Origin of the sequence: Nitratireductor sp. ZSWI3 (assembly GCF_024655565.1) — a bacterium.
Classification (GTDB): Bacteria; Pseudomonadota; Alphaproteobacteria; order Rhizobiales; family Rhizobiaceae; genus Nitratireductor.
Window position 1 is genome coordinate 14178 of record NZ_JANKOF010000050.1, and the last position, 20055, is coordinate 34232.

The 20055-nt window shown below is 61.8% G+C and carries 18 protein-coding genes; 7 read left to right on the plus strand and 11 right to left on the minus strand.

Features of this window, described 5'->3' with window-relative positions:
- Positions 1-161: 161 nt before the first annotated feature.
- The 4 genes from NUU27_RS15395 to NUU27_RS15410 are packed head-to-tail and all read left to right on the plus strand — an operon-like array spanning position 162 to position 5027.
- Positions 162-869 (plus strand): GntR family transcriptional regulator, encoded by a 708-nt coding sequence (locus NUU27_RS15395; RefSeq protein ID WP_257763010.1) that lies wholly within the window; start codon positions 162-164, stop codon positions 867-869.
- Entirely contained in the window at positions 866-2344 is a 1479-nt protein-coding gene (locus tag NUU27_RS15400; protein WP_257763011.1) for a sulfatase-like hydrolase/transferase, read from the plus strand. The genes NUU27_RS15395 and NUU27_RS15400 overlap by 4 nt, the downstream gene beginning before the upstream one ends.
- The gene (locus NUU27_RS15405; protein ID WP_257763012.1) at positions 2341-4098 is read left to right on the plus strand and encodes a hypothetical protein; all 1758 of its coding nucleotides are present in this window, start codon (positions 2341-2343) and stop codon (positions 4096-4098) included. Before NUU27_RS15400 ends, NUU27_RS15405 begins: the two co-directional genes overlap by 4 nt.
- Positions 4099-4103: 5 nt before the next feature.
- Complete coding sequence (locus NUU27_RS15410; protein ID WP_374567072.1) at positions 4104-5027, plus strand: formylglycine-generating enzyme family protein; 924 nt, start codon at positions 4104-4106, stop codon at positions 5025-5027.
- A gap of 254 nt (positions 5028-5281) precedes the next feature.
- Here NUU27_RS15410 and NUU27_RS15415 read toward each other — a convergent pair whose 3' ends face one another.
- The 10 genes from NUU27_RS15415 to NUU27_RS15460 all read right to left on the minus strand — a co-directional run bounded on the left by NUU27_RS15415 (position 5282) and on the right by NUU27_RS15460 (position 15009).
- The gene (locus NUU27_RS15415; RefSeq protein ID WP_308219973.1) at positions 5282-6040 is read right to left on the minus strand and encodes an Asp/Glu racemase; all 759 of its coding nucleotides are present in this window, start codon (positions 6038-6040) and stop codon (positions 5282-5284) included.
- Entirely contained in the window at positions 6037-7323 is a 1287-nt protein-coding gene (locus NUU27_RS15420) for a carbon-nitrogen hydrolase family protein (RefSeq protein WP_257763013.1), read from the minus strand. Before NUU27_RS15420 ends, NUU27_RS15415 begins: the two co-directional genes overlap by 4 nt.
- A complete protein-coding gene (locus tag NUU27_RS15425; protein WP_257763014.1) occupies positions 7301-8161 on the minus strand; it encodes an alpha/beta hydrolase in 861 nt (286 codons plus the stop codon). Before NUU27_RS15425 ends, NUU27_RS15420 begins: the two co-directional genes overlap by 23 nt.
- Positions 8162-8193: 32 nt before the next feature.
- Entirely contained in the window at positions 8194-8889 is a 696-nt protein-coding gene (locus tag NUU27_RS15430) for an ABC transporter ATP-binding protein (protein ID WP_257763015.1), read from the minus strand.
- Positions 8883-9659, minus strand: a complete 777-nt coding sequence (locus tag NUU27_RS15435; RefSeq protein ID WP_257763016.1) for an ABC transporter ATP-binding protein — start codon at positions 9657-9659, stop codon at positions 8883-8885. The genes NUU27_RS15430 and NUU27_RS15435 overlap by 7 nt, the downstream gene beginning before the upstream one ends.
- On the minus strand, positions 9652-10629 hold the full coding sequence (locus NUU27_RS15440; RefSeq protein WP_257763017.1) for a branched-chain amino acid ABC transporter permease: 978 nt from the start codon (positions 10627-10629) through the stop codon (positions 9652-9654). The genes NUU27_RS15435 and NUU27_RS15440 overlap by 8 nt, the downstream gene beginning before the upstream one ends.
- 4 nt (positions 10630-10633) lie before the next feature.
- Positions 10634-11548, minus strand: a complete 915-nt coding sequence (locus NUU27_RS15445) for a branched-chain amino acid ABC transporter permease (RefSeq protein ID WP_257763018.1) — start codon at positions 11546-11548, stop codon at positions 10634-10636.
- 159 nt (positions 11549-11707) lie between these two features.
- The gene (locus NUU27_RS15450; RefSeq protein WP_257763019.1) at positions 11708-12886 is read right to left on the minus strand and encodes an ABC transporter substrate-binding protein; all 1179 of its coding nucleotides are present in this window, start codon (positions 12884-12886) and stop codon (positions 11708-11710) included.
- A 40-nt stretch (positions 12887-12926) separates the two neighbouring features.
- Complete coding sequence (locus tag NUU27_RS15455) at positions 12927-13871, minus strand: fumarylacetoacetate hydrolase family protein (protein WP_257763020.1); 945 nt, start codon at positions 13869-13871, stop codon at positions 12927-12929.
- A gap of 16 nt (positions 13872-13887) precedes the next feature.
- Positions 13888-15009: a cupin domain-containing protein gene (locus NUU27_RS15460; protein WP_257763021.1), complete on the minus strand. Its 1122-nt coding sequence runs from the start codon at positions 15007-15009 to the stop codon at positions 13888-13890.
- 123 nt (positions 15010-15132) lie between these two features.
- Here NUU27_RS15460 and NUU27_RS15465 point away from each other — a divergent pair, with 123 nt between their 5' ends.
- On the plus strand, positions 15133-15882 hold the full coding sequence (locus NUU27_RS15465) for a GntR family transcriptional regulator (RefSeq protein WP_257763022.1): 750 nt from the start codon (positions 15133-15135) through the stop codon (positions 15880-15882).
- Between the two features lie 231 nt (positions 15883-16113).
- Here NUU27_RS15465 and NUU27_RS15470 read toward each other — a convergent pair whose 3' ends face one another.
- Complete coding sequence (locus tag NUU27_RS15470) at positions 16114-17178, minus strand: AraC family transcriptional regulator (protein WP_257763023.1); 1065 nt, start codon at positions 17176-17178, stop codon at positions 16114-16116.
- A 303-nt stretch (positions 17179-17481) separates the two neighbouring features.
- Here NUU27_RS15470 and NUU27_RS15475 point away from each other — a divergent pair, with 303 nt between their 5' ends.
- Positions 17482-18618 (plus strand): tyramine oxidase subunit B, encoded by a 1137-nt coding sequence (locus tag NUU27_RS15475; protein ID WP_257763024.1) that lies wholly within the window; start codon positions 17482-17484, stop codon positions 18616-18618.
- Positions 18619-18928: 310 nt separating this feature from the next.
- A partial coding sequence (locus NUU27_RS15480) for an FAD-binding oxidoreductase (RefSeq protein WP_257763025.1) occupies positions 18929-20055 on the plus strand: 1127 nt, incomplete at its 3' end.

Sequence of the window (20055 nt, forward strand, 5' to 3'; positions counted from 1 at the left end):
TTTTGTCTCGTTCTTGACAGCGATTGGGACGGAGCAAAGCCGTTATCGCCGATGGTTGACAATCGATCATCGACAACATTTAATCAACAATAAATTATCAACCGGATGTGGAATTCTGCCAATATATGAGCCAGGGAGCGGGTTTCGGGCATGGAGGAACCATGACATTGGCAGAACCAAAAACAGGCTTCGGGCAGATCCCGCGGCGCACGTTTCGGGAACAGATCGTCGAGGTATTGCGCACATCGATCATCAGCGGAAAACTGGCGCCGGGCTCGCAGATCGTGGAAGCGGAAATGGCCCGCACCTTCGGTGTCAGCCGCGGTCCGCTGCGTGAAGCATTGGGGGACCTGATCAAGGAAGGGCTGCTCGTCACCGTTCCATATACCGGCACCCATGTCGTTGATCTGTCGCTGAATGAGGTCAACGAGATTTTTTCGTTGCGTACCGAACTGGAGATCTTCGCGTTCCGGCAGATCTGGGACAAGCGCGACCAGGCTTACTACGACGAGTTGAATGCCCGTCACGACCGCTTGCTTGCCAGTATCGCCAGCGGTGACGACGAATCCAGCATCGTGGACGAACTTGCGTTGCACAGCCATGTCTACGAGGCCAGCGGTCACTCCCTGCTGCTTGGCGTTTGGAACGGGTTGCGCGGCAAGCTCCAGCTCTACTGGGCGGCCCATCACCGTGCGCACGGCCGGCGTGGGCCGCTGCCCACGGGCCACACCAAATATGTCGAATTCGCCCAGGGCGAGGACATCGATCTGATGATCGAGGAAATCCGCGATCACATGGTGCGCGGATTCGCAAAGACAGAAGCCTTCCTGCGCGAGCGGGAACAATTCAAGCGAGGCGAACATTCATGAGCGGCACGGACCGTCCGAACATTCTCCTCGTCACCGTCGATCAGTGGCCGGGGCATCTGCTTGGAGCCGCGGGTCATCCGGCGATCCAGACGCCGACACTCGATGAGTTGTGTCGCATTGGAATCCGGTTCATCAACGCGCACAGCGAATGCCCGATCTGCGTGCCGGCGCGGCGGACGCTTATGACCGGGGCATCGCCCCGACGCCATGGCGACAGGGTGTATGATGACCAGCTCGCCATGCCCGCGGACACCCTGGCATCATCCTTTTCCGCCGCAGGATACCAGACGCAAGGTATCGGCAAACTGCATGTCTTTCCCCAACGCGACCGCATCGGATTCGATGATGTGCAATTGGAAGAGGAAGGCAGAGCGCAGTACGGGGTAATGGATGATTATGAGATATGGCTGGGTGACAAGGGCTATCCCGGCCAGCAGTTCGACCACGGGATGAGCACGGACGGATATGTCCACCGCCCGTGGCATCTGCCCGAGGAACTGCATGTCACCAATTGGGCGACCCAGCAGATGATCCGCCAGATCAAGCGGCGCGATCCGAAGCGGCCGGCCTTTTGGTATCTCTCCTATCGCCATCCGCACCCGCCGCTCGTGCCCCTGCAGGCTTATCTCGACATGTATCGCGATATCGAGATCGATATGCCGTTGACGGACAACTGGGCTCAGGTGCAGGACCTGCCATATGCGGTTGCCTCCAAGCGCAAGCGGGGCGAAAAATATTCTGCGCTGCAGATCGCTGCGATCCGCAGGGCGTTCTATGCACTGTGCACGCATATCGATCACCAGTTCCGGCTTGTGATCGGAACACTGCGCGAGGAGAGGCTGCTCGACAACACGATCATCCTCTTCACCTCCGATCACGGCGACATGCTGGGCGACCACGGGCTTTGGGCCAAGAGCCTCTTCTACCGAGGCTCGACCTCAATTCCGATGATTCTCGTCGCTCGTCCCTGCGATACGACGCTCGGCACAGGAGTGGAGAGCGACCGCCTGGTGACCCTGGCCGACGTCATGCCGACATTGCTCTCACTCGCCGGATTGCCGGTGCCCGACACGGCCGACGGACAGTCGTTTTTCGACGACACCCCACGCCGTACGGTCTATGGCGAATTCGGAACCGACGACGGCGCGACCCGAATGGTTCGAGACCAACGGTTCAAGCTGGTCTACTACCCCGTTGGCAATGTGCGGCAGCTCTTCGACCTGGAAAACGACCCCCAGGAATCCTGCGATCTCGCCACCGCGCCGGAACATGCCGAAAGCCTCGCCCGCCTGACCGATCTTCTGATCGCCGAATTCTACAGTTCGGATCTCGAGTGGCTGACCAATGGGGAATTGACCGGCTTGCCGAACAAGCAAGCCGGCCCCAGGCGCAACCGCGACCTCTCGAGCCAACGCGGCCATCACTGGCCACCGCAGCTGCACTCGGACATGCCTCAGATCCTGACGAGCGCATGAACCGCACCGACCCTCTCCTCCCTCTTTGCGACCTGCCCAGCGGGGCAGAACTCCTGGCTGAAGGCGCCGCGGCCGCTAAGGCTTGGTACGTCGGCCCTTCGGCATTCCTGTCTCATGTAGGAGCGGACTGCGAACACGATTTCAAGCTCGGCCGGATGGCGGAACGGAAAGTGATGCAGCACGCCCAGATCGGATACCGAGATCTCGATAAAAGCTGCCGAGCCTATGCCGAGATCTGGGAGATCTGCGACAAAAGGAGAGTGACGGTCGACCGCTACGGTCTGTGCCTTGACTGGTCGATGGGCGTGCTGCGCGAGAAGCGCAGCGACGCCACGCGGGGTACCGGGATGATTCTCGAAGGGCCTGAGGATTTTGTCCGGTTGGCAAACGCCGCGCCTGTCGCCCCGCATTTCGGAGATTTCGTCCTCGGTTTCGGTGCAGCCTTCGAAAACACCAAGGCGGCGCTGGCTGCCGGATGCACCGCAGTCGGCAACCTCGGCCAATATTTCACCTTCCGCATCCCCGGGCACGACGACGACATCGAGGCCACGCAGCAGACCGTGCGCGCGCTCGGCCTGATCGCGGCGCAACCCGTGCCGGTGATGGTTCATTCCAACATTGATGACGGTTATGCTGCTCAGTTCACCGATCTGGCATCCTGTCTCGGTATGATTCTGATCGAACGTGACATCATCGGGAGGCTCGTCGGTGCGCCGATAGGCCATTGCTATGGCCACCATTTCTCGGACCCCTTTGCACGCCTGTCGTTCCAGCGCGCCATGGCAATGGCGGGAGCCGCACCAGGCACGGTGATCTACGGAAACACCACCTCCTATCGGGGAACGCCCGCGGAGAACTACAGTGGACTGGCATCCTATCTGCTGACCGACGCGCTCGGCCAGATGACCAGCCCGACCGGCCATGCGATTAACGCCGTGCCGGTGACCGAGAACCAGCGCATCCCCGAGATCGATGAAGTGATCGACGCTCAGTTGTTCGCCGCGTCATTGATCCGCCATGCCGAAGGTTTCCCGCCGCTGGTGGACAAAGCTGCCGTCGAGCGAATGGCGAGCGAGCTTTTGGCGGGCGCACGTCGTTTCCAAGCCAATTTGATCGGCGGATTGACTGAGCGTGGCGTGAACACCGATTGCGTTTTCCAGATGCTGCTTTCGCTGCGCCGTCTCGGAGCCCGGGCCATCGAGCGCGATTACGGGGCAGGACCGGCGGATGAGCGCGTAGCGGGCGGGCGGGCACCGCTGTTCCCCGCTTCGCTGCTCAAGGAGTTGTCGGAGATGAGCGCCGAGGCTCTGAAGGAAATACCGGCCGAACAGCTGGAACGCATCCGCAAAGCCAGGCCACGCATTCTGGTGGCCACCTCGGACGTGCATGAACACGGGAAGATGCTTATTGATCGCATCGCGGTCGACATCGACGCGGTGCCGCTTGACGGTGGCGTTTCGACGGAGCCGGAGCGGCTCGCCGCCCTGGCTGCGGAGTTGCGCCCCGATATCATCGCCATCAGCACATACAACGGCATCGCCCTAAAATATTACGAGACATTGTGCCGAGAGCTACAGGCGCTTGGTCTCGACATTCCGGTGCTGATAGGCGGGAGGCTCAATCAGATTCCAGAAGGCTCCAACAGCTCGCTCCCGGTCGATGTCGGCGCACAGCTCGGCAAAGCAGGTGCGATCGTCTGCCGGGAAGCGCGCGAGCTGATGGAACACCTCGATGTCCTTTTCGGCAAGATTTGAGCGCCATGGGCTGCTGCACGCCGGAACCGAAGTCTGATGGAGCGCACCCGATTGCCGCACGGCCCGCAACGCGGGTGTCGGCCCCATCGCTCATAAGCCTCCCGGGCGGCACCTTCGCCATGGGCTACGAGGGCCCGGAAATCGTCGCCGCTGACGGCGAGGCCCCGGTGCGCCCGGCCCGCGTCAGCCCGTTTAGCATCGCCCCAGCGGCCGTGACCCGTGCCGAATTCTGCGCCTTCGTCGAGGCGACCAGTTATGTTACCGCCGCCGAGCGGTTTGGCTCGTCCTTTGTCTTCCATGCCTGCTTGTCCGCGCCCGACGATCACCCGGCAGTGCCACATACACCTTGGTGGCGGGAGCTCCGGGGAGCGTCCTGGCGGTGCCCGCACGGGCCAGGTTCGGAGCGGGCGGTGCCGGAGGATCACCCGGTCACACATGTGGGCTGGCACGACGCCATGGCCTATTGCCGATGGTCCGGCACGCGTCTTCCGACCGAGGAGGAGTGGGAATTCGCCGCCCGCGGCGGCCTCGAGGGACGTCGGTATCCGTGGGGCGATGATTTCATGCCGGACGGAGAGCCCCGTTGCACCAGCTTCGCGGGTGCTTTTCCGCAGCCGAATAATCCACAAGGCTACCTCGGAACGACGGCAGTTCGGACCCATGCGCCCAATGCGTATGGCCTCTACCAGATGACCGGCAATGTTTGGGAGTGGTGTCTGCGTCCCAGCGCTGACCGCAAGAGCGACCGGACGGACCTGCGCCCCATCCGCGGTGGCTCGCATTTGTGCCACCACAGTTATTGCAGCCGCTACCGCACCTCATCGCGGTTGATGGCGCCCGCCGCGACCACGGCGGGGCACATCGGGTTCCGTGTCGCCCGCGATGGCGAGAAATACCCCCGGACGGGCAGTGTAGGCGATTGTGCTTAGGCACATGCCTATGATTATGACTTCTGATCCATTCTTTCGAGACCCAGTTTCCTCTTCAGCACCTCCTGTCGCATCAAAGGGCCTTTTCGGGCTCGGACAAGGCGTCGAAGAGGTCAGCGACGAGGCCATAGTGGGCGACCTGGAAGACGCCGGCGAAACGCAGGACGTTATGCCCATGCGCCGGACAAAACCTCTCTACACCTTTTGGTGTTTGGACGAATTGGGGGCGAGGGGTGCCATCCGGTTCGGGCCACTTAGTACATCCCAGAAAATAAAGAGCCATAGCCGGGCACGACAGTGCTCAAACCGAGCCGCTTCAACATCATGTATGTTGTCGCTACCGACGAGGAGATCACTGGCAATCCGGTACGGTCCTCGATGATCTGGATAGAAGCGAGCGACGGCATCTGGACGCAGGCGGACGCGATGATTGCATCCGTGCCGGCGGTCTTGAGCCGCTTGGTGATCTCGGCCGGCGCAAGCGGATCCTGGCAGCCCACTTCGAGATTGTCAGATATCTCGAGAGAGATGCTGTCGACCACCTCGATCCCTTCGTTCTCGATATAGTTGATCACCAGTTGCGTCAGCGGCTTCATGTATGGCGCGAGAATGGAGATTTTCTTCGCTCCAAGCACGTTCAGAGCATCGACTAGGGCGCCAGCGCTCGTAACGACGGGTGCAGGAGCACCATTCTCCACCGTCCTCCCGTGCAGCCGTTCCTCGGACACGCGGTGATAACCCGGGCCCATGCTCATGATCGCAACCAGGCAGGCGTAGCCCAGAACATCAACCCGCGCGTCGGAAAGCTCCAGCGCGCAACGGTCGCTGTCGGCATCCATCGACGCAAGCTCGTCCTTTGTTACCTTCTTCATGCGCATGCGGCTGGAATGGAAGGTGAAGCGTTCCGGTTCGATCGCTTCACGGGCGCGAAGCACCGCCGGGATCTCCGTCTCCATGGTCGTATTCGAAGAAGGAACGATCTGGCCGATGCGGTAGGTGCGAGACTCGCTCATTGCTCGGACTCCTGAACGGTTTCGGCGGCGGTATCCGGAATGGCTGAACTGCCGTCCACGTCCGCGTCGTCAAAGTGCGCGGGCTGATGAGCTCTGCGGTTCACGCGCAGATCGAAGACGTCGAAGCGGTTGTAGTGGCCGGTGATGTCGTGCATTTGTCGTGGCTGGATGCAGCGTGACAGGTCGATGTCGGCATAGATAATTCCCTCGTCGTCTATCAGTGGCTCTCCGATGACCCGACCGTCCGGTCCGAGGATGCCAGAAAAAGCGCTGTTGCTACGTGACAGCGACTCGCGCGCCTGAGGATGTGACGCGCTTACTGCTTCGATAATTTCTTGCGAAATGGTCGAACACGAGACGATCGTGAAGACCTTGCCCTCGAAACTGTGGGCTGCGGCGCGTACTTTGATCGCGTCCGCCATGTCGTAGTCCGGCGGTGCGACCGGCAGTGCGATGTAGCTCGCGACATGGACCAGTTCTCCCTGCGCAAGCAGTGCGAAACGCGCCAGTGTATTTGTATTTTCTCCACAGGCGAGTGCGCCGAGTCGGCCAATGCTCGTTTCGTGCACTCTAAGAGCCGAAGCATCGCCGGGCGCCCATGTGAGCTTTTCGGCCCAGGTCGGCACCAGCTTGCGGTGCCGCCCGAGGATGCGCCCGTCATCAGCGATCGTCACCAGTGTGTTGTAGATTGTGCCGATACCGTAGGGACTGCGCTCGTTGACGCCGATCACGACGTTGACCTTGTGACGCGCGGCCGCCTGCGCGATTTTGGTAATTTCTGGCCCCGGAATCTCGATAGCCGAACGCGCCAGCTTCTCGAACCAGGGGCTGCCCTCTACCGGGTTCATCACCCAGCTCCAGTATGGATAGCCGGCGACGAAGACCTCGGGAAAGGCCACGAGCCCGGCCCCATTGCCGGCTGCCTCACCGATCAGGTCACAGACCTTGTCAACGGTGGCGTTGGTATCCAAGAAGACCGGTGCGGCCTGAACCGCGGCGGCTTTGAATTTCGGCAGGTCGAGCATAAGCCACTCCTCGCTTAAAAGATCGGTGGGATGGAAAGGTGACGAGGCAAAGCCTGGACCGCCACGATCAGATTTTCTGAGCGTCCGGATACCGCCGACACCTGCCTCCGGCGTGACGAGATCGACTGAGCGCAGCAGATGATGGCGAACATTCTGGTAGCGCCAAAATTCTGCGCCGAAGCCGTGACATCGGCAGGATTGGATGGCGCCTGCGCGAAGGCTGCCTTGAAGGGTTTCAGAACGTCTCTCCTTCGGCATCTCGGGCAATCGAGGCGCATAAGGCCTCGACCAGAGCGCCATCGGGCTCGCAAAGACTGAGCGCGATGTCGAAATGATTGTGCGACGGCATGTCGATCACCTGGGTCGCATGTCCGGCCCTTTGCCAGGCCGCTGCGTAGTCCAGCGTCTGGCGGATGAACTCCCCGGTTTCCCGCCCGCCAACGGAGGCGATCAGCCGTGCCCCGGTTCTTTCGGGGATCAGCCGGATAGGCGAGTTCTCGGCAATCGACGCCGCATCGAAATGCATCCAGCTGTTCACCTGCGTGTGCTGCAGAGGCTCCAACTCATGTAGCCCGCTCAGGGCCAGAACAGTGCCAAGCGTATCCTCCGGCAGGCCGAACGTTTCGAGCCAGCCGCCGGCAAGCAGCATGCCCGCGAGATGACCGCCAGCGGACGAGCCGCCAACATGTATCCGGTGCGCATCGAGACCATGTTTCGCCCCGTTCCGCTTCAGCCAAGCAACGGCGCTGCGCACCTGCCGCACCATTTCGTCTATGCCGGCTTCGGGCGCGAGAGTGTAGTTCATCACCGCGACCGAGATCCCGTGCGCGGTCAGGCCGCCGGCGGCAAAGGCGTTGTCCTCCTTGGAACCGCCGCGCCAGTAACCGCCGTGGATCCACAGAAAGACCGGGCTGCTACCGCCGGCCCTGTAAAGATCGAGCCTCTCGCCACTCCGCACGTCGTAGACGATGTCACGCGCGGCTGCGAGACTCTGTTTGACGCGCTCGCTTTCGGCCACATAGCGGGCATATTCCGCATCGAAAGAGGCAACGCTTTCACGCGCATTGTATTCGTGCTCCAGTGTGGCCCGGTCCATGCCCCGATGGAGTGGCGATGGGACATCCATACTCATACCCCCAGGTAGCGATGCGCGAGGTCTTCATTGGCGGAGAGCTCGTTCGGCGAGCCCTGCCAAACCACCCTGCCCTTTTCGACGATGTGATGCCGGTCGACGAGCGAGGCCATTTCCTTAAGGTTCTTGTCGACCACGAGGATCGACTGGCCGAGTTCCTTCAACTGGCGCAGGGTCGCCCAGATGTCGGAGCGGATCACCGGGGCGAGCCCTTCCGTCGCCTCATCGAGGATCAGCAGCGCGGGGTTGGTCAAAAGCGCCCGACCAACGGCCAGCATCTGCTGCTCACCGCCCGAAAGCGTGGCGGCGAACTGGCCGCGCCGTTCGCACAGGCGTGGAAACAGATCGTAGATCCGCTGCAGGGTCCAGCCGTCCGCACCGCCTAGCCGGGATGTCGCGACCAGGTTCTCCTCCACCGTGAGCGAGGGGAAGACGCGGCGCCCCTCCGGCACAAGCCCGATGCCGCGCCGGGCGATGGCATTGGGCTGCAGGGCGGTGATGCTTTCGCCTTCGAGGCGGACATCGCCGCCTCTGGCACGCACCATACCGAGGATGGTGTGGATGGTGGTGGTCTTGCCCATGCCGTTGCGGCCGATGAGCGATGTGACCGAGCCGCGCGGCACGTCGAACTCCATGCCGAACAGCACTTGGCTGACGCCATATCCTGCTTCGAGAGCCGTCACCTTCAACATGCTTCGTCTCCCAGATAGGCGCTGCGCACTTCCGGATTCCGACGCACTTCGTCCACAGTGCCGGTGAAAATCACGCGGCCGTAAACCAGGACGCTGATCCGGTCAGCGAGCGTGAACACGGCATCCATGTCGTGCTCGACCAGAAGCATGGGATACTCCCCCTTCAGCTCCCCGAGCAGGTCCACCATGCGGGCGGACTCCTCCGCGCCCATGCCCGCCATGGGCTCGTCCAGCACCAGAACATGCGGCTTGCGCGCCAGCGACACAGCGAGTTCCAGCTGCCGCCTTTCGCCATGGGCGAGATTGGCGACCTGACGGCTTTCACGCCCGGTCAGGCCGACCTTGCCGATCCAATGCATTGCCTCCTCGCGCAACGCGGCGTCGTTGCGGGGATTGGCGACCAGGTTGAACGATCCGCCTTCCATGCAGTCCAGCGACAAGATCACATGCTCGAGCACACTGAATTCAAAGCAAAGCTGCGTCGTCTGGAACGAACGCCCGAGCCCGAGCCGTGCACGCTTGAAGGCGCTGAGATCGGTGACGTCGCGCCCCTTGAAGCTGACACGGCCGGCGTCCGACCGCATCTCACCACAAATCTGCGCGATCAGCGTGGATTTGCCCGCCCCGTTCGGCCCAATCAGCGCATGGATTTCACCGCTGCGGACTTCCAGCGTCACGTCGTCGGTCACCTTCAGCGCACCGAACGCCTTGTGCAGTTGGTCAAGCGATAGAACGCTGACGTCGGCTGCGCTCACGCCGGCTTCAGTCATGGCGCCCTCCCTTAAGGTAGCGACCAAGCATGCCTTGCTGGCCGAACAGTGCGATCAGCACCAGCATAGGGCCCATGACGATCATCCAGTGCTCCGTCCAGATGGTCAGGATCTGCTCCAGACCAATGAACACAGCGGCACCGGCGATGGGACCGAGCAGCGTACCCAGTCCGCCCAGCGTGACGATCGCCAAGAATTCCCCGGACTTGGCCCAGGTGGCCATGTCGGGGGTGACGAACTCGGCATAATTGGCCCACAATATGCCGGCGAGCCCGGTGCCAACGGCCGAAATAACGAAGGCGGTCAGCCGGAAGGGAAGCGGGTTGACGCCGAGATTGACGGCGCGCCGCTCGCTCTGCCTGAGCGCCTGAAAAACCAGGCCGAAACGCGAGTTGACAATGAGGCGGCAGAAGAGCACCCACACCACCAGAAGGGTCAGCGCCAGGTAATAGAACGCCCACGGGTCGTCGAGCTGGATGCTAGGCATGGTGTTGCGCATGTCCATCATCAACCCGTCGTCACCGCCGTAATACTGAAGCGAGACGAGAACGAAGTAGACCATCTGCGCGAAGGCGAGTGTGATCATAATGAACTGCACGCCGCGCGTTTTGAGCGCCAGATAGCCGACCACCAGCCCGAGCAGGGCGCAGGCGAGAAGCGCCAGCGGCCACAGGAGGAGCGCCGAATTTGTGCCTTCCCAGCCGAAGATGGTGTCGCCCATATTCGTGTGGTGGAGGAGGACCGCCACCACATAGCCGCCAAGGCTGAAGAACATGGCGTGGCCGAAGCTCACCAGCGCGCCATAGCCAATGATCAGGTCGAGGCTCACCACGGCCAGCGCATAGATGACGATGCGGGTCAGGAGCGGCAGTCCGCCGGACCAGTCGGTCTGCGCTATGACGACCGGGGCGATGATGAGCAGGGCCAGCATGACAAGGCCGGTCAACGTGAAACGGTTGAACCTAGACATCGGCTCAGCTCCGGGCGGGAAAGAGGCCATAGGGCCTAACGAGAAGAACGAACGCCATCAGCACGTAGATGCTCGCCGAAACGAGGCCGGCAGCCAGTGTGTCGGCCACCGAGTAGGGCAGCAGCGCAGTGAGGATCTGCGGCACGTAGGCCCGGCCGAGACTGTCGACCATGCCGACCAGCATGGCCCCGACGAGCGCTCCGCGGATGGAGCCCACGCCGCCAATGACGATGACGACGAAGGTGGTGATGAGAATGCGCTCGCCCATGGCGATCTCGACAGCAAGCAGCGGTGCGGCCATGACGCCGGCAAGGCCGCACAACACCGCGCCGAGGCCAAACACGCTCATGTAGAGCCAACGCATATTGACGCCGAGAGCGTCCACCATCTGCCGGTCGTCTGCGCCGGCGCGCACTAGCATGCCGAAGCGCGTGTGATTGACGAGCAGCCAGAGGAACAGGGCCACGGCGAGGCCGACGACGATCAGCGCCAACCGCATGAGCGGATAGGCGAGGCCCGGAAAGAGGGTTACCGAACCACTGAGAAAATCCGGAATGTTCATGAAGATCGGCGCGCGGCCAACGATCAGCGTCACCGCCTCGTTGGTGAACAGGATCAGGCCGAGAGTCGCCAGCACCTGGTAGAGGTGGTCGCGATTGTAGAGCCATCGCACGACGGCGCTTTCCACGAGCAGGCCGTAGAGCCCCGCACCCGCCATGGCTGCCAGGAGGCCCATGAAAAATGAGCCGGTCAACGCGACGGTGAGCGCGCCGCAATAAGCGCCGATCATGTAGAACGTGCCGTGGGTGAGATTGATCACGCCCATGATGCCGAACACGAGAGTCAGGCCAGAGGCGAGCAGGAAGAGAAACGCCCCGTACTGAAGGCCGTTCAGCAACTGTTCGATGAAGAGGATCATCTCGCTCCGATGCTCCCGGTCTGGTGTCGAAGGGCAATTCGCTCCGATTGTTTCGAGGCGGAACGCAAACGCTTTGTCCAATTCACGCCCGACGCTCCCGGTCGCTCATCGGCGCAAGCCGAAGATCGCGTGATCTCCGGACCTGTCATGCTGCGTCCGTCAGTCCATCTTACAATCCTTCGCGTAGGCGTCCTGGTGGTTCTCGGCGATGCGCTCCACCACTGTCTGGACGATTTCGCCATCGGCATTCTTCTCGAAACGCGTCAGATAGTAGTTCTGGATCGGGTGCTGGTTCGGACCGAAGGTGAACGGATCGCGGATCGGCTTGAAATCGGCCTTGGCGAGCTCAGCGCGGAACGCATCGGCATCCTCTATGTCGCCGTCGACCGCATCGAGAGCCGCGGCGATAAGGTTGGCGGTGTCATAGGCCTGCTCGGCATACATGGTGGGCGTGCGGCCATAGGCTTCCTCGAAACGCTTGACGAAATCGCGCGACGCGTCGTTGTCGAACTCCGTTGTCCAGAGTGCCGAGGCGTAGACACCCTCAGCCGCATCCCCGGTCGCCTTGACCATCTGAGCGTCCAGCGAGAAGGCCGGGACCAGCATAGGCACGCTCTCCTTGAGGCCGGCATTGTCATATTGCTTGGCGAAGTTGATGCCTGCACCGCCGGGATGGAACTGGTAGATGGCATCGGGCGCGGCCGAACGGATGCGCGCCAGTTCAACGGAGAAGTCGGTCTGGTTGAGCTTGGTGTAGATCTCCTCCACCACCTCGCCCTCATAGGTGCGCTTGAAGCCGTTCAGCGCGTCGCGTCCTGCCTGATAGTTGGGCGCAAGGATTACGACTTTCTCGTAACCGAGTTTGTTGGCCGCCAAGCCCGCCGCCTCGTGGAAGGCGTCGTTCTGGTAGGAGGCGACAAAATAGTTCGGATTGCACTTGGCGCCGGCGAAGACGGACGGGCCAGGATTGACGCTGACATAGAAGCCGCCGGACTTCATGACCGTAGGCTGCACAGCCGCGAGCACATTGGAAAAGTTCACTCCGGTGAAGAGTTTGACGCCCGACTGCACCAGCCGGTCGGCCGACTGCTTGGCGTTGGCCGGCTTGAGGCCGTCATCCTCGACTTCGAGCACCACAGGGGTATTGCCCAGTCTACCGTCTTCACCGATGGCCAGCGTGAAGGCGTCACGAATGTCCTCGCCAATATAGCCGGCCGGCGTCGACAGGGTGGTGATGAAGCCGATGCGCAGCGCCTCCGCCGCCGCATGCGCTACCATGGTTGTTCCAAGCGCGGTGGCCAGAAGACCGACCCGCATTGCCTTGCCCTTAAGTTCCATCGCCAAATTCTCCTCCCTTGGATGCGCCCGCGAAGCCGGATCAGCCGCCCTTGCGCTGACGCGAGAAATCATTGCCAACAGCCACCACCGGGTGGCGGATCGTGCCGATACCCTCGACGCAGGCTTCCACCACATCGCCAGGCCAAAGCCATTCCTGCGGATCGCGGCCCGCACCGACGCCTTCCGGCGTGCCGGTGGCGATGATGTCGCCGGGATCGAGCGTGATGGCGGCCGAGATGTCGGAGATCAGTGTCGGGATCTTGAACAGCATGTGCTTAGTGTTCGATCCCTGCTTGCGCTCACCATTGACAGTGAGCCAGAGGTCCAGATTGTGCGGATCCCCGACCTCGTCAGCGGTGACGATGCAGGGGCCGAATGGCGCGAAGCTGTCCTGCCCCTTGGAGTAGATCCACTGGCCGGCGCGGCGATTGTCGCGCGCACTGATATCGATCATCACGCTGTAGCCGAACACGTAGGACAGAGCATCTTCTTCGCTGACCTTTGTGGCCTTGCGCCCGATGATGGCGGCGAGTTCCACTTCCCAGTCGAGTTGCTGCGTGATCGAGGCGTTGTGCTCGATGGCATCATCCGGCCCGATCACCGCCATGGGCGGCTTGCTGAAGATGACCGGCTCCTTGGGCAGATCCTTTGAGGTGTCGAGCGTGCGGCTCGATTCTTCCACATGCTCCACATAGTTGAGCCCGATGCCAAAAATGTTCTTGCGCGGCCGCGGGATGGGGGCCAGCAAGCGCACATTGGCGAGCGGCACGGTAGTACGCACCGGCCATGCTCCGCGCGCTTCGTCCAGAAGCCGCTCCAATGCCGCAAAACCGTCCGGGCCGAGATCGATCAGCTCCAGCATGGAGGCGGGAAAGTCCTTGCCAATGGCGATGCCGAGCGCTTCCACGTCGATAACGCTCTCACCCTCGATGACGCCAAGTCGCGCGGGCGCCTCGACCGAGGCCCTGTAGGTAACCAGTCGCATTCAGATGTGTCCTTGATCAGTCTTGTGGTTGGTGACCACCATTGTCGGCCAGCGCCTCTTCCCGGTAGAGACCGAGCGAGCGCATTACCGGAAGGTCGTTGAAACAGAAAAGGCAGGCATCGTCTGTCTCGGACAGGTTGGCGTGCTCATGCCAGGCCCAGGAGGGCACGCAGAAAATGTCGCGTTCCTGCCAGTCAAAGCGCTTGCCGCCGATGATCGAGTAACCCTTGCCCTTGGCCACCTGGTAGAGATAGCTGCCGGTGTGACGGTGTGCCTTCGTCTTCTCGCCCGGCCTCAACATTTGCATGCTGGCGCCAATGGTCTGCATGACGGGTCCGGAATTGACCGGGTTGATATACTCCATCAGGACGCCGTCATAGGGCGAACCCTCGGTCGCATCGGCGTAGCGCTTCAGCGCCTCGTAGGTGCGCCCCCACTCGTACTTGAAGAGCGGGGAGTAACCCTTGTCCCAGGCTCCGCCTCCCGGTGTCAGGCCCGGATTGCCCCAGGTCTTGGTCATATCGTCGACTGCGTAGCCGACCGCCTGCCGCAGATCCGGATGCACTTCGTAGAAATTGGCTTCGAGCGCATTGACCAGCGGAATATCGAGACCGTCCTGCCAGATGCAGGGCCTGCCGTTTTCCTCCACGCCGTGCTCGTGCCAGGTACCGTTCGGCGTCAGCACGAAGTCATTGGCATTGAGTGTCATCTTGTGGCCATCGACGACGGTGTAGGCGCCGGAGCCTTCCATTATGAAGCGGAGCGCCGAGGCCGAATGCCGGTGCGCGGACGCGACCTCGCCCGGATGCATCACCTGGAGCCCCGAATAAAGCCAGCCGACGGCTGCCGCTACATCTTGGCGACCCGGGTTGTTCAGGTAGATCACACGGCGGCCAGCCTTTTCAGGCGTGACGAGGTCGACAGAGCGCAGTACGTGGGTTCGGAGGTCCTGGTACCGCCATAGGACAGGAACCGAGGAGGACTTCGGTTGCCATGGCTCGATCTTGTTGGCGACGGTCCAGAGAGCGCCCGCATCGAGACGCTCCAGGTCGCTGTAGTACGCCAGGAGTTCAGGGGTGTCCTCGACATTCGCGCGCCCGGCAACATCCTCGCGGTAGTTCTCCCTTGCCTTTGTCATAAAACCCTCCTGCGTGTGGATGGATGTTATATGACATGCGATATTTTCGAAAGCAATACGTCTTTGCGATTACCGCCGATCTGATGTAAATCAATTCGAGGAAGCCATTAGGAGACACTCAAGGTGCGCACAGGAAATGTGGGTCAACCGAAGAGCGGCACAATCTCGGCCGCCCAGAACGGAGCAGAGACGCTCGCCGAGGTGGCCTATCGCCGACTACGGGAGGACATTGTGCACAACGTCTTCACGCCCGGACAGCCATTGCGCCTGGAACTGCTTAAGCAGCGCTACGGCCTGAGCTTCTCGCCGCTGAGGGAAGCGCTCAACCGCCTTCAGATGGAGCGTCTGGTAGTCACAGCGGCGCTACGCGGGTTTTCGGTTGCCCCCGTTTCTATCGAAGAGATGTGGGACGCCACGGAAACACGCATACTGATCGAGTGCGAGGCTCTCAAACGCTCGATCAGAAACGGCGACGACGACTGGGAAGCCGCGATCGTGTCCACATTTCACGCGCTCGACCTTCAGGTGCGCAGAATGGAACGACGCGCCGGAGAGTTGAGCAGCGACGACGTGGCGGCCCTCGAAAGCCGTCACAAGGAATTTCACCACGCGCTCATTGCCTATTGCGGCTCGCGCAGGCTGATCGACTTGGCGAACCAACTTTATACCGAAACTCAGCGCTATCGGCTTCCCACACTTACTGGAGAGAACCCGGCCACCAGCCGCGACATCCCCAGGGAGCATCGCGAGATCATGGACGCGACCCTCGCGCGACGCAGTGACGAAGCCGCCGAACTGCTGGCCGCCCACTATCGAAAGACGTCCGAACTGATCGAATCATCCATGTCAGGGGACGGCGCCGCGGTCGCATAAAGGGGCGGTTCGCAAGCTAGCTAGGTGCAGCGATCAGCGCGGAGCCTCAGGCCGAGGCGGCACTGGTAGCCAAGAAAATGGGACCGACGACCGTCATCGCCGCCTCGGATGCCTGGCCGCGAGCATTCACGGCCGGCGAATATGATCGGTGTGGCCCGAGAAGCTCATCGACGGTATCCCGGCGACAAGGTGAGAGCCGAAAAACCCATGCGGGCCGGACGAAGCGCCCGCCTACAATTCCTTCCTGCCGTAGTGCCGAGGCGCGGCACCGGTCCATTGCTTGAAAGCCCGCGAGAACGTCGCGGTGTCGGAATAACCGAGAACCTTTGCGGCAGCCGCCAGCGGCACTTCGGTGTCCTCGAGCATCGCCTCCGCTCTTGCCTGCCTCGTTTCCTGAAGCACGCGCCGGAACGATGTGCCCTCTTCCACCAACCGTCGGCGCAGGGAGCGCACGGACATCTTGAGGTCCGAGGCAACGACGTTGCAGTCGATCGAAGACTGTCCAAGACGCCGCGCAATGATTTCCGCCGTTCGCTTCGCCACGCTCTTGCGGATGACGGGATCGGGCGGCATCAGGTGGAGCAGGTGCGTTTCCAGAATGGTCTTCAGCCTGTCGTCCCCGGAACGATCGGATCGGGAGAATGGCCTGTCCAGGTCCTCGTTCAGGATGACGAGTCTGTTGGAGGGCTGGCTGCCCAGCACCGGCGCCCGGAAGAAATTGCGGAGGTGCTTCTCCCGGTTGGCCACGGAGTGCTCGAAATGAACCTCGACGGGCGACCACTTCGCAGTCGTGAGCTGCTTAACCAGCGTCATCAATCCAGCAATGGTGAATTCCGCATCCTGGCGGCGGGGCCAGATGGCGGGATCGTCTATCCGGTAGCTGTAGCTCGTCGCATCCGCCAACCGCTCCACGGAGAAGAGCGTCTGTGTTTGCCAGCGGCTCTGGAAGCGGGAGAAGGTAGCCAGCGCGTCGCGCAAATCTCCCGATGAGGTCAGAAGCGCGTGAAATGGTCCCAAGTCCGCCAAGCCGAATTTTACGCCCATCTCCAACCCAAGGAAGGGGCGCGCAAACTTCATCGCAGCGCTCTCAACCAGCGACACATACCGATGCAACGGAAGCCGTTCGTACGGATTGCTCACCTGCGATCCGAGAACACCATGCTCGTGCAACAACCCATCGAGCTCCACTTCCCTGCCGGGCAAGGCATTGAAGAGGGCTGCCAGGAAGAGAGAACGAATTGTCGCGCTTCCACCCTTCGTCGAGCTCGTGCGATGTGGATAATCGGCATCGACCACAAGAACGTTCCCACGCATTTGCAATAATTTTCTTTAGCAAGTTTGTAGTTTTTTGTAAAATCCATCAGTTTGCAACAGCCATTCGCTTTGCTTTCACAGCGGACCCGAGACATTTGCGAGGCTGCTCCGCCCTGCCACGTCTGGCACAGCCGAAACGGGCCTACGCAGGCAGCTGGCGCTCTGGCTTGAACGAAAAGCCCTCGCATTGGCCGATTTTGCAAAGGCTTCATCCATCTCTGCAATTTACCTACATCGTCTGCACCGGCACCCTTCGTTCCATCGTTGCGAAAGATGCCAATTGAAATGATCTCCCAGAAAATCGACTTCATCTACCTCTCCGAACCCGACATGATCCGCGCCGGCGTCACCGACATGGCGGCCTGCGTCGACACGATGGAGGAGATGTTCCGGCTTTTGTATCACGGCGATTATCGCATGGCGGGCGCAAACAATAATTCGCACGGCGCGATTGTTCTGTTTCCCGAGAACTCGCCCTTTCCCGACATGCCCAAACCGACGGCCGACCGTCGCTTCATGGCCATGCCGGCCTATCTGGGCGGGCGTTTCCGCACCGCGGGTATGAAGTGGTACGGCTCCAACATCGAGAACCGCACCAAGGGACTGCCGCGCTCCATCCTCACGTTCGTGCTCAACGACGCTGACAGCGGCGCGCCGCTCGCCTTCATGTCGGCCAACCTGCTCTCCGCCTACAGGACGGGTGCGGTGCCGGGGGTGGGCGCGCGCCATCTGGCGCGTCGCGATTCCAGAGTGGTAGGTATCCTGGGGCCGGGCGTTATGGGGAAGACCTCGCTTTCGGCCTTCATGGCGGTCTGCCCCAAGATCGATACAGTCAAGGTCAAGGGACGTGGCCGAGAAAACCTCGACACTTTCCTCGCCTGGCTGGGGGAGACCTATCCGCAGATCACCAGCGTCGAAGTGGTGGAAAGCGTCGAGGCGGTCGTCCGGGACTGCGACATCGTCACCTTCTGCGGTTCCGGCGCGACCGGCGACCCATCTACCTATCCGACGGTGAAGCGCGAATGGGTGCGGCCCGGGACGTTCCTCTCCATGCCCGCGCTGTGCAACATCGATGAGGGTATGGAAGCCCCTGAAATACGCAAGGTCCTCGACAATACTGGCCTCTACGATGCCTGGTATGAGGAGAATCCGAAGCCAGCCCACAGATGGGTTCCCGCTGTCGGCGTACGCTTCCTCGACCTGACCGCCGAGGGAAGGGTCTCTCGTGACCAGTTGGAGGATCTCGGCAAGATCGTGGCAGGCGACGCTCCCGGCCGCCGCGACGATGATGAGATCGTTATCCTGTCCGTAGGCGGCATGCCGGTCGAGGACGTCGCCTGGGGCACCGTGGTCTACCGAAACGCGCTGGAACAGGGCATCGGCACCAAGCTCAATCTCTGGGACGAGCCTGCACTACGCTGACGCGCTGCAAGCCCATCGCGGCACGGCCACCCAAATCTGTCTCTCCCCTTCCGAAAGGATTCCGCAGCGTGACCAACGTCATCAAACTCAAGACTGGCTCGAAGCACGAGGAGCACGGCAGCTATTCAAGGCTTGTCTCGGTCGTCCGGGAAATGGCGATCGCTCTCTAAAGCAGTTCACCGATCGCCACAGCGGCGAGCAGTTCCCCTCGGTGGTGAACCACTCCACAGCCCAAGGATAAGAGCCCGTGGCTCCCGTTATCCAACCCGTCCAGACCTCTCCCGACCTTCCCCCATCGACGACCGTCGTCGTGATCGGAGGAGGCATTGTCGGACTGACCGCCGCGCTCTCGCTTGCCGAGCGCGGGATGCCCGTGACGGTGCTGGAAAAGGGCCGCATCGCGGGGGAACAGTCCTCCCGAAACCTTGGCTGGATCCGGAAAATGGGGCGCGGAAAAGCCGATGTGCCCCTGTCTCTCGCGTCAGACCGGCTATGGCGCGCGATGCCAGAACGCGTCGGCGCCGATGTCGGCTATCGCCAAGCGGGCATCATGTACGTCGCGCGGTCGGAAGCCGAGATGGCAGCTCACCGCGACTGGCTGAAATCGGTCCAGGATCTGTCCCTGGATTCGCGCCTGCTCAGCCCGGCGGAGATAGACCGGCTGGTTCCCGGCGGTACAGGCGATTGGGCCGGCGGAATCCACACGCCATCCGACGGCCGGGCGGAGCCCACCCTCGCCTCCAGCGCAATCGCCCGCGCCGCCATTGCAAACGGTGCGGTGATCGTCGAGGGCTGCGCCGTGCGAACCCTGTCAATGGCCGCTGGCCGGGTCTGCGGCGTCGTCACCGAGCGCGGCGAAATCCGCTGCGAGCGGGTTCTGCTGGCTGGTGGTGTATGGTCGCGGCGTTTTCTCGGCAATCTCGGGGTATCGCTGCCCGCCCTGCCGCTGGTCGCCTCGGTACTGCGAACGGCCCCTGTGGACGGTCCCACGGAGATCGCCGTCGGCGCACCGGATTTTTCGTTCCGCAAGCGCCATGACGGCGGATACACGATCACCCAGCGCGGCGCCCTGTTTGCCCCTCTGATGCTGGACCACCTGCTGATCGGCCACCGCTATCTCTCGACGCTGCGCACGCAATGGAAGAACCTGCGGATTTCATTGAGCCGCGATTTCCTGAAAGACCTCGCTCTTGCCCGCCGCTGGAGCGGAAACAAGCGGTCGCCTTTCGAGAAGGTTCGCACCATGGACCCGCCCGTCGATGATGGGCTCAATGCGGAGGCTCTCTCCAATCTTGCGAGCGCCTGGCCCGTCTTCAGGGATGTCATCGTCAGCGAGACCTGGGCCGGCATGATCGACGTCACCCCGGACTCGCTGCCTGTGATCTCCCCGGTCGCCACGATTCCGGGCCTCACGCTTGCCTGCGGATTTTCCGGGCA

Coding starts and splice junctions, on each gene's coding strand:
- NUU27_RS15395 (WP_257763010.1), top strand. CDS start 162: ATGACATTGGCAGAACCAAAAACAGGCTTCGGGCAGATCCCGCGGCGC.
- NUU27_RS15400 (WP_257763011.1), top strand. CDS start 866: ATGAGCGGCACGGACCGTCCGAACATTCTCCTCGTCACCGTCGATCAG.
- NUU27_RS15405 (WP_257763012.1), top strand. CDS start 2,341: ATGAACCGCACCGACCCTCTCCTCCCTCTTTGCGACCTGCCCAGCGGG.
- NUU27_RS15410 (WP_374567072.1), top strand. CDS start 4,104: ATGGGCTGCTGCACGCCGGAACCGAAGTCTGATGGAGCGCACCCGATT.
- NUU27_RS15415 (WP_308219973.1), bottom strand. CDS start 6,040: ATGAGCGAGTCTCGCACCTACCGCATCGGCCAGATCGTTCCTTCTTCG.
- NUU27_RS15420 (WP_257763013.1), bottom strand. CDS start 7,323: ATGCCGAAGGAGAGACGTTCTGAAACCCTTCAAGGCAGCCTTCGCGCA.
- NUU27_RS15425 (WP_257763014.1), bottom strand. CDS start 8,161: ATGGACCGGGCCACACTGGAGCACGAATACAATGCGCGTGAAAGCGTT.
- NUU27_RS15430 (WP_257763015.1), bottom strand. CDS start 8,889: ATGTTGAAGGTGACGGCTCTCGAAGCAGGATATGGCGTCAGCCAAGTG.
- NUU27_RS15435 (WP_257763016.1), bottom strand. CDS start 9,659: ATGACTGAAGCCGGCGTGAGCGCAGCCGACGTCAGCGTTCTATCGCTT.
- NUU27_RS15440 (WP_257763017.1), bottom strand. CDS start 10,629: ATGTCTAGGTTCAACCGTTTCACGTTGACCGGCCTTGTCATGCTGGCC.
- NUU27_RS15445 (WP_257763018.1), bottom strand. CDS start 11,548: ATGATCCTCTTCATCGAACAGTTGCTGAACGGCCTTCAGTACGGGGCG.
- NUU27_RS15450 (WP_257763019.1), bottom strand. CDS start 12,886: ATGGAACTTAAGGGCAAGGCAATGCGGGTCGGTCTTCTGGCCACCGCG.
- NUU27_RS15455 (WP_257763020.1), bottom strand. CDS start 13,871: ATGCGACTGGTTACCTACAGGGCCTCGGTCGAGGCGCCCGCGCGACTT.
- NUU27_RS15460 (WP_257763021.1), bottom strand. CDS start 15,009: ATGACAAAGGCAAGGGAGAACTACCGCGAGGATGTTGCCGGGCGCGCG.
- NUU27_RS15475 (WP_257763024.1), top strand. CDS start 17,482: ATGATCTCCCAGAAAATCGACTTCATCTACCTCTCCGAACCCGACATG.